Origin of the sequence: Streptomyces sp. NPDC004134 (assembly GCF_042874195.1) — a bacterium.
Classification (GTDB): Bacteria; Actinomycetota; Actinomycetes; order Streptomycetales; family Streptomycetaceae; genus Streptomyces.
In genome coordinates, this window is record NZ_JBIAMS010000042.1 from 1 (window position 1) to 14,057 (window position 14,057).

The 14,057-nt window shown below is 72.9% G+C and carries 12 protein-coding genes; 3 read left to right on the plus strand and 9 right to left on the minus strand.

Annotated elements, in window-relative coordinates; translation table 11 throughout:
- Positions 1–548 precede the first annotated feature (548 nt).
- The gene (locus ACFYVJ_RS33670) at positions 549–1,565 is read right to left on the minus strand and encodes a dihydrodipicolinate synthase family protein (RefSeq protein WP_388899953.1); all 1,017 of its coding nucleotides are present in this window, start codon (positions 1,563–1,565) and stop codon (positions 549–551) included.
- An 80-nt stretch (positions 1,566–1,645) separates the two neighbouring features.
- Here ACFYVJ_RS33670 and ACFYVJ_RS33675 point away from each other — a divergent pair, with 80 nt between their 5' ends.
- A complete protein-coding gene (locus tag ACFYVJ_RS33675; RefSeq protein WP_388900031.1) occupies positions 1,646–2,626 on the plus strand; it encodes an LLM class flavin-dependent oxidoreductase in 981 nt (326 codons plus the stop codon).
- Between the two features lie 177 nt (positions 2,627–2,803).
- On the opposite strand, the gene ACFYVJ_RS33680 is transcribed toward ACFYVJ_RS33675, so the two are convergent.
- The 7 genes from ACFYVJ_RS33680 to ACFYVJ_RS33710 all read right to left on the minus strand — a co-directional run bounded on the left by ACFYVJ_RS33680 (position 2,804) and on the right by ACFYVJ_RS33710 (position 10,730).
- Positions 2,804–3,943: a DegT/DnrJ/EryC1/StrS family aminotransferase gene (locus tag ACFYVJ_RS33680; RefSeq protein WP_388899956.1), complete on the minus strand. Its 1,140-nt coding sequence runs from the start codon at positions 3,941–3,943 to the stop codon at positions 2,804–2,806.
- Positions 3,940–4,680 (minus strand): amidohydrolase family protein, encoded by a 741-nt coding sequence (locus ACFYVJ_RS33685; RefSeq protein WP_388899958.1) that lies wholly within the window; start codon positions 4,678–4,680, stop codon positions 3,940–3,942. The genes ACFYVJ_RS33680 and ACFYVJ_RS33685 overlap by 4 nt, the downstream gene beginning before the upstream one ends.
- Entirely contained in the window at positions 4,677–5,480 is an 804-nt protein-coding gene (locus tag ACFYVJ_RS33690; RefSeq protein WP_388899961.1) for an amidohydrolase family protein, read from the minus strand. The genes ACFYVJ_RS33685 and ACFYVJ_RS33690 overlap by 4 nt, the downstream gene beginning before the upstream one ends.
- Positions 5,477–6,403 (minus strand): carbohydrate ABC transporter permease, encoded by a 927-nt coding sequence (locus tag ACFYVJ_RS33695; RefSeq protein WP_388899964.1) that lies wholly within the window; start codon positions 6,401–6,403, stop codon positions 5,477–5,479. Before ACFYVJ_RS33695 ends, ACFYVJ_RS33690 begins: the two co-directional genes overlap by 4 nt.
- Positions 6,403–7,281 carry a carbohydrate ABC transporter permease gene (locus ACFYVJ_RS33700; protein ID WP_388899967.1) on the minus strand — a complete coding sequence of 293 codons (879 nt, stop codon included), beginning with the start codon at positions 7,279–7,281 and terminating at the stop codon, positions 6,403–6,405. The genes ACFYVJ_RS33695 and ACFYVJ_RS33700 overlap by 1 nt, the downstream gene beginning before the upstream one ends.
- A 7-nt stretch (positions 7,282–7,288) precedes the next feature.
- Positions 7,289–8,551, minus strand: coding sequence for an extracellular solute-binding protein (locus ACFYVJ_RS33705; protein WP_388899970.1), 1,263 nt, complete (start codon positions 8,549–8,551; stop codon positions 7,289–7,291).
- Between the two features lie 124 nt (positions 8,552–8,675).
- Entirely contained in the window at positions 8,676–10,730 is a 2,055-nt protein-coding gene (locus ACFYVJ_RS33710; RefSeq protein ID WP_388899973.1) for a hypothetical protein, read from the minus strand.
- Positions 10,731–10,926: 196 nt separating this feature from the next.
- On the opposite strand from ACFYVJ_RS33710, the gene ACFYVJ_RS33715 reads away from it, so the two are divergent.
- Together ACFYVJ_RS33715 and ACFYVJ_RS33720 are read left to right on the plus strand one after the other, a co-directional pair.
- On the plus strand, positions 10,927–11,979 hold the full coding sequence (locus ACFYVJ_RS33715) for a hypothetical protein (protein ID WP_388899975.1): 1,053 nt from the start codon (positions 10,927–10,929) through the stop codon (positions 11,977–11,979).
- A 150-nt stretch (positions 11,980–12,129) separates the two neighbouring features.
- A complete protein-coding gene (locus ACFYVJ_RS33720) occupies positions 12,130–13,629 on the plus strand; it encodes a selenium-binding protein SBP56-related protein (protein WP_388899978.1) in 1,500 nt (499 codons plus the stop codon).
- On the opposite strand, the gene ACFYVJ_RS33725 is transcribed toward ACFYVJ_RS33720, so the two are convergent.
- On the minus strand, positions 13,620–14,054 hold the full coding sequence (locus tag ACFYVJ_RS33725; protein WP_388899981.1) for a hypothetical protein: 435 nt from the start codon (positions 14,052–14,054) through the stop codon (positions 13,620–13,622). The genes ACFYVJ_RS33720 and ACFYVJ_RS33725 overlap by 10 nt on opposite strands.
- Positions 14,055–14,057: the final 3 nt, after the last annotated feature.

The following is a 14,057-nucleotide window of genomic DNA, read 5'->3' on the forward strand; positions in this document are numbered from 1 at the left end:
CAAGGGTGGGGCGAAGCCCCATCGCGAAGCGACGCTCCACGCAGCGAAGCGGAGAGGAGCGCCCTTGACACCGGACGCAGGCCCGCACACTCAAAGCGGGGCGGCCCGGGGGAGCCCTGACGACACAGCCACTCCCTTCGCCGCCACCCCGTACACCGGCACCCCAACGCAGCACCGCCACCCCGACGCCGTACCCCCGCACCCGGCTCCGCACAGACACGACGTACCAGCTCAACGCCCCACTGCCATCGCGCTGTCAGACCAGCCGCCTACCCTTGGGCGGGCGTGAGGGGACATACGGGAGGGAACCCAGCAGACCCGGCACATATCTTGGGCGTGCGTAAGGGGGGGACGGGCTCCGCGGGCGAACGGGCGGGCCGAGAGCGGGATCGGGCCCCGGGGCAACGGGCAGGCGCGAAGGGAGATCCAGCCGCGTACAACTTGGGCACGCGAGCGGGGACGCGAGCCGACGCGGCCCTACGGGCTTGTGGCTTACCGCTTACCGCTTACCGCTTACCGCTCACGCGATCGCCTTGGCCGCATCCCACTCACCCCTCCCTCCCCAACTCCTCCAAACACCCCACAACCCGCCCCCGCTCCCCCGCCGCAACCCCAACCGCAAACCCATCCCCCACCCCATACGGGTCGTGCCCCCACGCCTCCGGCACCAGCCCCTCCCACACCGCCGCCCAGTGCATCCGCTGCACGTACCCCTCGATCGGGGCGTAGAACGCCGCCTCCGCGAAGCGGTCCAGCCGGCCCGACGCCCGCACGAACTCCGCCGCGTCCCCCCTGCGCCACGCGTCGAGCACCGCCGTCGTCAACTCCGCCCGGGCCGCCGCGATGCCGACGAGTGCCGTGTCCGCGCCCCACATCAGGCTCGGGCCGAACATCCGGTCCTCGCCCGTGACGACCAGGCGGTCCGTGGTCTGCGCCGCGCGGATCGCGTCCTGGCAGGCCATCGCCCGGTCCAGCGTGGCCAGTTTGACCCCCAGCGCCCCCGGCAACGCCAGCAGGTCGCGGATCAGCGCCGGCGGGTACTCGTACCCGCCGGCCTCGCCGTGCAGGAAGAACCCCAGCACCGGCAGCCCGCTCGCCTCCGCCACCCGCTCGTGCAGCCGTACCGCCCGCGCGTGACCATCGGCCTCACCGGCCCGCCCCTCCCGCCCGGCCCGCCCGGCCAGGGCGCTCAGCGGGTACACCATCACCGCGTCCGCGCCCAGTCCCGCCGCCGTCACCGCCATCGCCTCGACCGCCGCCTCCGCCTCCTCCAGCGTCGCGCCCCGCGCCACATCCCGGGGGACCCCCGCGCCCGCGACCAGCGGCTTGTCCGTCGCCTCCCGCCACGTGCGCAGCACCGCCACGCGGTCGGCCTCCGACAGGTACAGGCCCCGGCCCGTGTGGGCCCAGACGGCGAACCCGCCGACCGGTGCGGCGTCGAGCTTCGCCGCATAGTCACGGAGCACGCCGAGGTCGACCACCCCCCGCTCGTCCATCGGCGTCAGCACCGCCGGGAGCACCGTCCCGCGCAGTCGCTCACGCAACTCGTCGGCCAAGTCCACCACTTGTTCCGGAACCCCTTTGGCAACCACGGACCACACGCTAACCTTTACGGCCCAGACCGTAAAGGGATAGGAGTCCGGCCATACGACTCGGCCTCTACGTCAACCTCTTCAACGGCAAGGACGACCGCCCCGCCCTCGCGGACGCCGTCGAGCAGGCCCGGCTCGCCGAGCAGGCGGGCTTCGACTGGGTGGTCCTCGGCGAGCGCCACCTGCACCGCCCCGGCTACCACGAAGCGCTGACCTCCCTGACCTGGCTCGCCGCGCACACCGAGCGCATCGGCCTCGCCACCGCCGGCCTCATCGCCCCCGTCTACCAGCCGGTGTGGCTCGCCGAGACCCTCGCCCACCTCGACGTCCTCTCCGGCGGCCGGGTCACCGCCGGCCTCGTCCTCGGCTACCGCCCCGAGGAGTTCGCGCTCTACGGCATCCCGCCGCGCGAGAAGGTCGCGCGCTTCGAGGAGTGCGTGGAGTTGGTCACCCGGCTGTGGACCGAGGAATCGGTGACGTACGAGGGACGCTTCACCTCCGTCACCGACGCCTTCCTCTCCCCCCGCCCCGCCCAGCGCCCCCGCCCGCGCCTCTGGAACGGCGGCCGGGTGCCGGCCGCGCTCGCGCGCACGGCGCGGATGTGCGACGGCTGGACGACCTCCTTCAACGAGACCGACGCCGAACTCCCCGCGAAGATCGCCGAGTACCTCGCGTGCGAGCGCGGCCCCGGCACCCTCGGCGCCGACGTCCTCGTCTGCCGCGAGGGCCACTGCGCACCGACCTCGCTCCAGGCCCGCAAGGCACTGGAGGACCCGCTGCGCGGGCTGTACGACGCGTACGGCTCCTGGAAGCGCACGTCGATGGACGCGGCCCGGTACGCGCAGGACTGGGACGACATCGCCGCGCGCAGCGTCGTCGGCTCCCCCGGGCAGTGCGTGGACCGCCTCGGCCGGTACGCCGCCATGGGCGCGGACGGCGTCATCCTGCGCGTCCAGCCGCCCGGCATGCCGCAGGCCGACGCCCTCAGGGCCATCGAGCGGTTCGGCGACGTACTCCGGCGACTGGAGGGCTAATCCACCAACGCGGCGGGGTGGGGTCGAGACGCCGGCTCCGCCACCTCCGCGCCGCTCGGCGTATCGCCGTCACCTCCTCCCTCCTCGCCATTTACGGCCAGGGCCGTAAATCACTCCCCGTTGGAGGGCCCCTGCATCGCGCCTCACGGCCGCGCGCCTGCTCGCCGCTCAGCCCGCTCAGCGCGCCGCGCGCGTGAACGCGTCCCGCACCTTCCGCGCCGCCCGCGCGATGTCCCCCATCGCCTCGTCGTCCGCCATCAGCAGGTGCTGCCGCACCCACACCGTCGCCTCCGCCTCCGCCTCCGCCACCGGGCACGGCCGGGCGTAGTCCGCGAGGGACGGCTCCACCGACAGCGCCTGATAACCGGTGTCGAGCGGGATGCCCTCCGCCGCCATCGCGGCGATGAACTCGTCCTTCGTCCGGCCCCCGAACGCCGCCGCGTCGTACCGCAGCAGCGCCAGGTGCCAGGTGTGCCGCTCGGTGTCCGGGGGCGCGGGGCGTACCGACAGGCCCTCGACGTCCGCCAGCGCCTCCGCGAGCACCGCGGCGGAGCGGGTCCGCCGGTCGATCTGGGCGGGCAGCCGGGCGAGCTGGGGCCGGAGTACGGCCGCCTGGAACCCGGTCATCCGCAGGTTCCAGCCCAGCGCGGGGTGTTCGTACCAGCCGCCGTCCAGCTTCCGCCCGACGTTGTGCAGGGACCACAGCCGCTCGTACGTCGCGCGGTCGCCGGTGACGATGACGCCGCCCTCGCCCGCCGTCATGGCCTTGCTCGCCTGGAAGCTGAAGCAGCCCGCGTCGCCCAGCGTGCCCGCCGCCCGCCCGCCGCGGACCGCGCCGTGCGCCTGCGCGGCGTCCTCGACCACGGGCACCCCGGGCGTGCCGGCGTCGGCGATCGCCCCGGAGACGTGGACGGTCATGACGGCCCTGGTCCGCGGCCCGACGAGGGCGGCGACCGACCCGGGGTCGACCAGCAGCGTGCCGGGGTCGACGTCGGCGAACACCGGCACGGCGCCCGCCAGGACCACCGCCGAGGCGCTGGCGACGAACGTGTACGCCGGGACGATCACTTCGTCGCCCGGCCCGACGCCCAGGGCGCGCAGGGCCAGGAAGAGCCCGACGGTGTTGTTGACGGTGCACACCGCGTACGGCGCGCCCGTCATCTCCGCGAACGCGGCGGCGAACTCCTCCACCTCGGGGCCGTTGGTCGCGCCCCACCTGCCGCTGTCGAGCACGGCCAGCAGCGCCTTGCGCTGCTCGTCGGTCGCGGGCGGCGGCCACTCGGGCCAGGGTGCGGTGCGTACAGGCGACGACGTCACAAGAGCCCTTTCATCGTTCCGTAGAGAATCTGCGCGCGGTCCGCCTCGGAGAGCTCCGCAAGCCGTACGCGGCCGAGCCCGACCCGCAGGTCGAGGAAGACGGCGTCCGAGCCGAACGCGACGCGCCCGGCGCCCACTTCCCGTACCAGCCGGACGAGGTGCCGCGCGGTCATCCGCGAACCGCACGTCTCCAGCACGAGGTTCGGGGCCGCGGCGGCGGCGCGTGCGGCCGCGGCGAAGCCCTCGGGCCACAGTCCCGCGTGGCCCATGAGGACGGGCAGCGCCGGGTAGCGCGGCCCGACCGCGGCGAAGCGGGCGGGGTCGGACCAGGGCGAGCCGTACTGGCCGTGGGAGAGGACGGGCACGCCGCGCTCCGCCGCGATCTCGAACGCCTCGGCGTACGCGGGCGCGTCCAGCTCGACTTCGTGCACGTCGGGGTGGAGCTTGACGCCGGCCATGCCGGGGACGTCGAGCAGGTCGCGCAGCCGGGTGCCGGCTTCCGGGTCGTGCGGCTGGTAGACGGCGTAGCCGAGGAGGCGGCCGGGGTGCCGGGCCAGGTCGGCGACGAGGAGCGCGTTGCCGGCGCGGGCGTCGGGGCCGACGGCCAGCAGATGGGAGACGCACGCCTGGGCGACGCCGCAGCGGTCCATGACGGCGAGCAGGCTCTCGGCGGAGCCGTCGGGGATCGCGAAGTTGAACCAGCGGCCGAGGTGCGCGTGCGCGTCGATGACCTTCATCCGCCCGCCTCCTGGCCGCCTGTACGCGATCCGCGTTCCCCCGCTACGTGCGCTCCGCCCGCCTCCCGCACCAGCCGGTCCGCGTTGCCCGCCGCGATCCGCGCGACGTCCGCCGCCGGCAGGTCGAGGTGGTCGAGCTGGAACCGCGGCCCGGCGTCGTCGGTGAGCGGCGAGCCGGTGCCGAACAGCACCCGGTGCGCGCCGAAGCGCTCGGCGACCCACTCCACCTGCCGGTGGCCGCAGAGCGTGGAGGTGTCGACGTACAGGTGCGCGCAGCGGGCCAGCAGGCCGGCCAGCTCGCGCAGGCTGCGGTAGCCGGTGCCGGTCAGGACGAGCGGCGGCAGGCCCGGGCGGCGGGAGAGGCGGCGCCGGCCGGCGGCGTCGAGCTGCTCCCAGTCGACCAGGGTCACGGTGCGCCGCTCGCCGAGCTGCCGGAGCAGCCGTGCGCCGTCGTGGTCGCCGTCGCCGTCGCCGTCGCCGTCGCCGTGGTCGTGGTCGTGGTCGCTGCCGTCGTCGCCCAGGGAGAAGCGGTGCGCGGCCGGGTAGAGCCGTACCACCGGCACCGGCGGCGGCTCCCCCGTGCCGAGCGGCCCGGGGATCACCACCGGCACCGCCAGCAGCCGGTCCTCCTCGACCGGCGGCACGGTCAGCGGGTCGCCGTAGACCGCGTGCGAGTGCACCACCCACGCCTCGTCGATGCGCAGCCGGTCCAGTTCGCCGCGCAGCCCGTCGGCGTCGCGGCCCGGCACGTCGTCGTGCGGTACGGGCCCGAGGATCCGGTTGACGTCGACGACCCTCACGACTTCAGCCCCGTCGTCGCGATGCTGTCCGTCAGATACCGCTGGAGCAGCCCGAAGACGAGCAGGCACGGCACGACGGTGATCGTCGCGCCCGCCATCACCTGGTTGATCGTCACGTTCTCGCCGTCGAGCGTGGCCAGGCCCACGGTCAGCGTGTGCATGTCCCCGGACTGCGCGATGACCAGCGGCCACAGGAAGTCGTTCCAGTGCCACAGGAAGACGAACACGCCGAGCGTCGCCATGATCGGCCGGATCAGCGGGATGACGATCATCGTGTAGATCCGCCACTCCGAGGCGCCGTCGATCTTCGCCGCCTCGAACAGCTCGTCCGGCAACTGCACGATGAACTGCCGCATCAGGAACACGGCCTGGGAGTTGGCGAGGGTCGGGACGATCAGGCCCCAGTACGTGTCCACGCCGTTCAGCTCGGAGATGAGGATGTAGTACGGGATGAGCGTGGCCTGGAACGGCACCATCAGGGTCGCCAGGAACGACCAGAACATGATCTCCCGGCCGGGGAAGCGCTTCTTGGCGAAGGCGTAGCCGGCCATGGAGGCGAAGAGCAGGATCAGCACGACGGAGACGACCGAGTAGACCGCCGAGTTCAGCGCCCAGCGCAGGATGTCGGAGCTGCCCAGGACCTCGTCGAAGTTCGCCAGCGTCGCCCTGGTGACGTCGAAGGCGCCCGGCAGGGTCTTGCCGCTGTGCGGGGCGAAGGCGACGAGCACCATCACCGCGAACGGCGTGACGGTCACGAACGCGACCAGCACCAGCAGCGTCGGCAGCGTGAGCCGCGCGGGGCCCCGTTCGGGCCGCGGCGCCCCGGGCGTACGGCCCTTGCCCCGCCCCTTGCCCTTGCCGCTGCCCTTGCCGTTGCCGCCGCCGGTGTCCGGGGGCGCGTCGTCGCGGGTGAGCACTGCCATCAGTCGTCCCTCCCGATCAACCACCGCTGGATCAGCGAGAAGACCAGTACGACCACGAAGAGCACGAGCCCCAGCGCGCTGGCGTAGCCGAAGTCGAAGTACTTGAAGCCGGTGTCGTAGAGGAGGTAGACGAGGCTGTAGCTGGAGCGGACCGGGCCACCCGCCGTCATGACGTACATCTGGTCGAAGACCTGGAACGCCTGGATGGCCTCGATGACGAGCACGAAGAACAGCACCGGCCGCAGCATCGGCAGCGTGATGTGCCGGAAGCGCTGCCAGCCGCCGGCGCCGTCGATGGTCGCGGCCTCCGTGACGGCCCTGGGTATGGACTGCAGGCCGGCCAGCAGGATGAGCATCGAGTAGCCGAAGCCCTTCCAGGCCGAGGCCGCCGCGATCGACGGCAGCACGAGCGTGTCGCTGCCGAGGAAGTCGACGGTGCCGAAGGACAGGGCGCCGAGGGCGGAGTTGAGCAGGCCGTCCTCGATCTCGTAGATCCACTTCCAGACGACGGCGGCCAGCACGATGCTGGTGACGTACGGAAGGAAGAACACCCCGCGGAAGAAGCCGCGCATCCAGACCGTGCGGTGCAGCAGCATCGCGGTGCCGAGGGCGACGCCGACCGTCAGCGGGACGTAGACGGCGGTGTACATGGCGGTGACGCCGAGGCTCTCCCAGAACAGGTCGTCGTCGGCCAGCCGGGAGTAGTTCTCGGCCCCGATGAACTCCCATTCGCCGTTGAGCCGGTAGTCGGTCAGCGACAGGAACCCCGCGCCGACGACCGGGCCGAAGCGGAACACCGTGAACAGGAGGAGCATCGGGGCCACGAACAGCAGCCCCGCGCGCGCGTCGTGCCGGCGCAGCGGCGCAATCTTCCGCATGCGGCGGCTACCGCTGCCTGGCCAGCAGGTCGTCGGCCTGCCCGGCCGCCGCGTCGAGCGCCTCCTGCGGGGACTTCTTGCCGGTCATCGCCGCCTGGATCTCGGGCGCGAGGATGCCCATGAGCTGGCGGGCGATGGGGCTGGACTCGCCGGGGACGACGACGGACAGGGCGTCCTGGAGCTGCTCGGTGTACGGGCTGTCGGAGGGCACGGTGACGTCGGTGCGCGGCGAGAGGAAGCCGGTCGCCTTGCCGAGGCTCTCGATCTGCTCCGGCCGGGTCATGAACGTGATGAACTGCTCCGCGCCCGCGATGTTGCCCTGGGCGTTGATGCCGAGCGCGCCGGGGACGCCGAAGGCGGCCTGCTTCTCGCCGGTGAGGGGGGCGCCGACGATGACGTTCTCCTTGCCCCACGCCTCCTCGGCGACGCCGAAGTCGATGCCGGAGTTGGTGAAGCCCATGGCGGCCTGCTGCTTGCCGAGCGCCTGGTCGGCGACGACGTTGACGTTGGTCATCGCCGTCCTGGGGATGGCGCCCTGCTCGTAGAGGCCGGTGAGGAAGGTGAGCGCGGCGACGCCCTCGTCGTCGTTGAACGCGACGCTCTCGCCGTCCTCGCTGAACACCTTCCCGCCGGCCTGCCAGAGCAGCGGGTAGAAGTTGAGGTTCAGGGTGGCCTCGTTGCTGGCGGAGTAGTCCAGCGTGGCCAGGCCCTCGGCCTTCAGCTTGGGCGCGGCGGCCTCGATGTCGTCCCAGGTGGCGGGGGGTTCGTCGATGCCGGCCCGGTCGAGGAGCTTCTTGTTGTAGAGCGTCGTCGTGATGGTGTGGTAGATCGGGGCGCCGTACGCCTTGCCGTCGTCGCTGAGGGCGTCCAGGGCGGCCGGGAGGAACTTGTCCGCGTGGTCCTTGATGGCGCCGTCGACGGGGGCGAGGGCGCCGTTGGCGAGGTACTGGGGTATCTGGTCCGGTTGCAGGACCACGACGTCGGGGCCCTTGCCGCCGCTGAACGCGGTGGCCAGCTTCTCGTCGCGGTTGTCCCAGGGCTGCTGCTCGATGGTGAGCTGCGCGTCCGGGTACTCCTTCTCGTACGCCTTCTCCAGGTCCTCCCAGTACGCGGCGTTGGCCTTGGGGTCGCCGATCACCGGGTACATCCAGACGGTCACCTCGTCGGAGACCGAGCCGGAGCCGCCGCCGGAGCCGCCGCAGGCGGCGGCGAGGGCGGTGAGGCTGAGCAGGGCGAGGGAGATGCGGGCGCGCTTGAGCGTGGTGTTCATAAGGGCCTCCGGGGGGCCTCAGGATGCAGTGGAGCCCGTCTAGTTTCGGCCTTGACCGAAATTAGCCATCTACTTTGGGACTGTCAATGGCTGTGCGCCGGGCGGGGGTTGGGAGCGACCGGGGTCAGGCGTCGCCGTCGCCGGTGGCGTGCTCCCGCGGGTCGAGGCGGTACAGCCCGGCGCCGCTGCTGAAGTAGAGCCGGCGGTCGGAGTGGGCCACGAGCCGCCGGTGCGCATGCTCGACGACCAGCACCGGAGCCTTCCGCGACCAGGGATCGACGCGGTAGATGCGGGTGCCGTCGATGCTCGCGTACAGATGCCCGCCCAGCACGGCGAGATCGCCGCCGCCCCGGCCCGCGCCCAGCGGGATGCGCCTGACGACCTTCCCGGAGTACGGGCTGACGGCGAAAACCGTGCTTCCGGCGATACCCCAGAGCTTGCGGTCAGGGCCGATGGCCACGGCGGTGACGGTGGCCGCGCCCGGCACCGGAACCAGCTCCCAGAGCTTGCGCCTTCCGCGTACGTGCCAGGCGAACACGGCGCCCGACTCGCGGGTCGGCGGCGTGGTGCCGAGGCCGCCGGTGACCGAGCAGCCGCCGTAGACGACGCCGTCCGCGGCGGCCAGCGAGAAGACCGACTCGTCCCTGACGACGTGCCGGGTGACCTCCAACGCGCCGCTGTCCGGGTCGTACACGGCGATCGCGCCGCCGAGCCGGTCGCCGTCCGGGACGGTGCCCATGACGATCTTCCCGTGCACCTCCACCAGGGCCTTGGCCCGCATCTGGACGTGCTCCTGGAGCGAGTACGCGCGCTCCGGGTTGTCGGGGGCGCCGTCCGGGCCCGGGGAGTACTCCGGCGAACTCCAGGTCCCGCCCGGCTCGTAGCGGTAGAGGCGCGCCTCGGGGTACGTGCCGATCCACAGCGAGCCGTCGCTGCCCCGCAGCAGGGACTCGATCTGCGAGAAGCGGTGGAAGTCCGCCGTGCCGGTGCCGGTGTCGACGGCGGCGAGGCCGCCGTTGAGGAACCCGCCGGCGTAGACCGTGCCGCGGCCGCCGGCGCCGAGGGCCAGGATCTCGATCGGCTCGTCCCGCCGTACCTGCGTCTCCAGGGTGGCGTACGCGCCGGTCTCCGGGTTGTAGCGGAACATGTGGCCGCGCCACAGGGTGCCGACGAGGCTCTGCCCCGGGTAGCCGGGCAGGCCGAGTTCGGCCCAGCCGATGGAGCGGGCGTTCTGCACCCTGCCGCTGAAGGTGAGTCCGGTGCCCGTGAGTTGCCGGGTGGCGGGGTCGTAGCGGCGCAGTTCGCTCTGCTGGATGAGGTAGATGCCGCCGTCCGTGTCGGGCGGGGAGACGTTGAGGCCGTGGGCGCCGGGGATCTCGTCGGTCCAGGCGCGGGCGGCGAGGTCGTAGACGAACAGCGGGCCGGGGCCGGCGCCGCCGATGCGGGCGTAGAGGCGGCCGTCGTGGATGTCGATGTCGTAGACGCTGAGGTTGTCGGCGGTCGGCAGTCCCGGCGGCTTGGGCAGCTCGGTGAAGGTGCGGGCGGCGGGGTCGAACTCGGCGATACGGGCCTGGGAGTACGCGCCGCTGTAGACCCTGCCGCCGGCGCAGGCGAGGCTCTTGACGTACGTCTGGTCGGCGATCGGGCGGCCGAAGTCCTCGACGGCGCCGGTGTCCGGGTCGTAGCGGAAGAGGTGGCCCTGGGGCGAACCGCCGCCCCACACCTTGCCGTCGGCGTCGACGGCGAGCCGCCAGATGAAGTCCTCGCCGGGGACGGGCACGCCCAGGTCCTCGGCGGTGTCGCCGCCGCGCCAGCGGTAGAGCCGGCCGCCGCTGCCCCAGGTGCCGGCGTACAGGGTGCCGTCGGGCGCGGCGGCGGCCGTCCAGCCGCCGTCGGCGCCGGGCAGCGCGGCGGAGACGGAGACCTCGCCGGTGGCGGGGTCGACGGCGTTGAGGTGGGCGGGATCGCCGTTGGAGACGTTCCAGCAGGCCGGGCGGCCGTCCGGGCCCGGCGCGACGAGGCCGCCGATCAGGAGTACGTCCTTGAGGGGGATGCCGAGGGAGTCGGGCCCGGGGGCCGCGGCGCCCGCGGTGGTCCCTGCCAGTGCGGGAACCGCGGGCAGGGCGGTGGCGGACAGGGCTGCGGTCGAGCTCACCAGAAACGCGCGGCGCGTCGGCATGGCGGGGACACCTCCGGTTCCGGACCTGAGTTACGGCACTAGCCGAAAGTGATACGCCGTGCCCGTAACGGGCGTCAAGACTCTGTTCACGTCCGCCACTTGGCCGCCATGTGGCCGTAGGTCATTGACGGCGGGCGCGAAGGTCGGTCTACTTACGGCATTGACCGAAACAAGAACCCCGGTGGAGGAGCGCTCCATGAGACGTTGGTCCCTCGCGTTGTCGCTCGGTCTGTTACTCGCCCTGCTCGGCATCGCGCCCCCCGCGAACGCGGCCGTCGAACTCCCCGGCGGGAAGAAGAACTTCGTCGTGAGCCTCGGCTCGCTGCGCGACGGCTCCCGGGAGAACTGGACCCGGCTGGGCACGTACGCCTTCGACACGAACGGCACGGTCACCGCCCGCACGTACCTGTGGAACCAGAAGACGCCCGTCGCCCGCCAGAAGACGGGCACGACCCCCGACCTGTCCTGCGCCACCGGCGCGAACGACTCCCGGACCCACGTCCGCCGGTGCGAGACGCTGACGGCCGGCGGCTTCCTGGGCGCCCCCGCGGAGACGCGCACCGGGACGTACACGACGCGCACCGACGCGAGCGGGGCGCAACTCGTGCACATCACCTGGCAGATCGGCCAGGCGTGGTCGGAGCAGTGGGCCGTCACGCTCACCCCCGACCGCACCCTGGCCAGGCTGGACTACCGGTTCAACACCCTCGCCACCCACGGCTACGCGTACGGCAGCAACGCGGAGTTCACCACCCGCAGGGCGATGAGTTCGGTGCTGGCGTTCCCCGGGACGCTCAAGCAGGACATCGTCTCGTGGGGGAACGACAGGGTCGGCACGAGCACCGGGCAGACCTTCCAGCACAAGCAGTTCCGGATGTGCACGACGGTGACCCACTGCCTGACGTACGTCCAGCCGTCGTCCGCGGCGGCGTGCCAGAAGGCCGGCGGCTGCCCGAACTACGGCGGCGGGACGACGGCTGACGTCACCTCGATCCAGTACCACCTGCTGAAGGTCTCCAGCTACGACCGGCGGGACTCGCTGTGGCACTGGTGCACGTGCCTGGCCATGGAGCGGAACGAGTTCTGCTATACGGGCAACTCGCATGTGAAGCCGATGCTGCAGATCATCGACGACAACGGGAACTTCCACGGCTGGGTGGGCGCGGAGGCGTCCTTCTACCCGTCGTCGGCGGGCGAGCCGCGCTACCGCGACATGCTGGCGACGTTCCGGATCACGACCTTCCGCTGACCGGCGGCGCCCCCGGCCGGACCGTGCGGCCCGGCCGGGGGCCGCCTGTTGCGGGCGTGTTGCGGGTGTGTGGCCGGACCGTCCGGCCCCTTACGGGCCGCGCGGAGCCGCGGCTACGTTGCGCGTACCCCCGAGTACGCGGAGTGGCACATGACGACCGACCACGGCGGTCACGTACCGGCACAGGCCCACGCACACGTACCCGCACCGGATCACGCACACCACGGCGAGGGCGGGGACCGGGGCGACCACCCCGCCGACCCCACGCTCTACCGCACCCCCGCCGACGCCGCCGCCGCGCCGCCCGAACGCCTGGCGTACGTCGTCGGCTTCGACCGCGGCGCCCGCCGCCCCGACGCCCTGTTCACCCTCGACACCGATCCGGCCTCCGCCGCGTACGGCACGGTCGTGGGCGTCACCGAACTGCCGACCCTGGGCGACGAACTGCACCACTTCGGCTGGAACGCCTGCTCCAGCGCCCTGGCCCACGCCGGCCACCACGGCCCCGAGCGCCGCTACCTCCTCGCCCCCGGCCTGCGCTCCTCCCGGCTGCACGTCTTCGACACCCACCCCGACCCGGCGCACCCCCGGCTGGTCAGGACCGTGGAAGCGGACGAACTCGCCGCCAAGGCCGGCTACTCCCGCCCGCACACCCTGCACTGCGGCCCCGAAGGCGTCTTCCTCTCCTGCCTCGGCGGCGCGAACGGCGAGGACGGCCCCGGCGGTGTGGCGCTGCTGGATCACGAGACGTTCGACGTGCTGCGCGCCTGGGAGACGGACCGGGGGCCGCAGCGGCTCGCGTACGACGTGTGGTGGCACCTGAACCACGACGTCGCGGTGACCAGCGAGTGGGGCACGCCTTCGATGGTGGAGGAGGGCATCGACCCGGAGCTGCTGCTCGGCCGCAAGTACGGCCATGCGCTGCACTTCTGGGAGCTGGGCACGGGCCGGCACCTCCAGCGCGCCGACCTCGGCGACGAGCACCAGATGGTGCTGGAGCTGCGCCCCGCGCACGACCCCGAGGCCACCTGGGGCTTCGCCGGGGTGGTGGTGAGCGTGGCGGACCTGTCGGCGTCGGTCTGGCTCTGGCACCGCGAGCAGGGCGGCGGGGAGTTCACCGTACGCAAGGTCATCACGATCCCCGCGGAGCCCGCGGACCCGGCTGGACTGCCGCCCGCACTGCGGCCGTTCGGAGCGGTGCCGCCGCTCGTGACGGACGTCAACCTGTCGGTCGACGACCGCTGGCTGTACGTCTCGGCGTGGGGCACGGGCGAGCTGCTCCAGTACGACGTGAGCGACCCGTTCCACCCCCGCCGCACCGCCTCCGCCCGCCTCGGCGGTATCACCGCCGGGACGCCGCACCCCGCGGCACCGGAGACACCGCTGACGGGCGGGCCGCAGATGGTCGAACTGAGCCGCGACGGGCGGCGCGTGTACCTGACGAACTCCCTCTACGGCTCCTGGGACGACCAGTTCTACCCGGACGGCGTGGAGCCGTGGCTGATCAAGCTGGACACCGACCCGGCGGCGGGCGGCCTGACGGTGGACCACCGGTTCTTCCCGCACGGTGCGGACTTCCGGGGCCGCCGCGTCCACCAGACGCATCTCCAGGGCGGGGACGCCTCGTCGGACTCGTACTGCTACCGCTGAGGCCGGTCGGGCGGCGGGGGGCCCGACTCGATGTGGATGCCTTCCGCGGCGTGGAAGTCGCGCCCCTGGACGACGGGGCCGTTCCAGACCTGGCCGCTGACGATGTTGCTCACCGAGTCGGCGCCGTCGCCCGACAGTGGCGGCAGTTCCTCGTGCCACGTCCGCAGCGCGGCCCGGAACTCCCCGTCCAGCGCGGCCCGTACGGCCAGCGCGGTGCTCAGCGCCTGCGCCCGCGCCTCGTCCGCGGGCTCCTCGGCGAGCCGCGTCAGCTCCGCCTCCGCGGAGGCGCCGCCTGCGTCGCCCCCGCCGTCGCGCCGGAACGGCATCCGCACCAGCCGCACCAGCCCGGCCCAGGCATCCCGCCCGATCTCACCCCCGGCCCCGCCGGCCAGCGCCACCAGCAGCCCCACAGAAACCGGATCCACCCG

Excerpts from the sequence above, each read along its gene's own strand:
- ACFYVJ_RS33685 (WP_388899958.1), bottom strand. The coding sequence starts at position 4,680 with ATGAAGGTCATCGACGCGCACGCGCACCTCGGCCGCTGGTTCAACTTC.
- ACFYVJ_RS33695 (WP_388899964.1), bottom strand. The coding sequence starts at position 6,403 with ATGGCAGTGCTCACCCGCGACGACGCGCCCCCGGACACCGGCGGCGGC.
- ACFYVJ_RS33700 (WP_388899967.1), bottom strand. The coding sequence starts at position 7,281 with ATGCGGAAGATTGCGCCGCTGCGCCGGCACGACGCGCGCGCGGGGCTG.
- ACFYVJ_RS33705 (WP_388899970.1), bottom strand. The coding sequence starts at position 8,551 with ATGAACACCACGCTCAAGCGCGCCCGCATCTCCCTCGCCCTGCTCAGC.
- ACFYVJ_RS33710 (WP_388899973.1), bottom strand. The coding sequence starts at position 10,730 with ATGCCGACGCGCCGCGCGTTTCTGGTGAGCTCGACCGCAGCCCTGTCC.
- ACFYVJ_RS33715 (WP_388899975.1), top strand. The coding sequence starts at position 10,927 with ATGAGACGTTGGTCCCTCGCGTTGTCGCTCGGTCTGTTACTCGCCCTG.
- ACFYVJ_RS33720 (WP_388899978.1), top strand. The coding sequence starts at position 12,130 with ATGACGACCGACCACGGCGGTCACGTACCGGCACAGGCCCACGCACAC.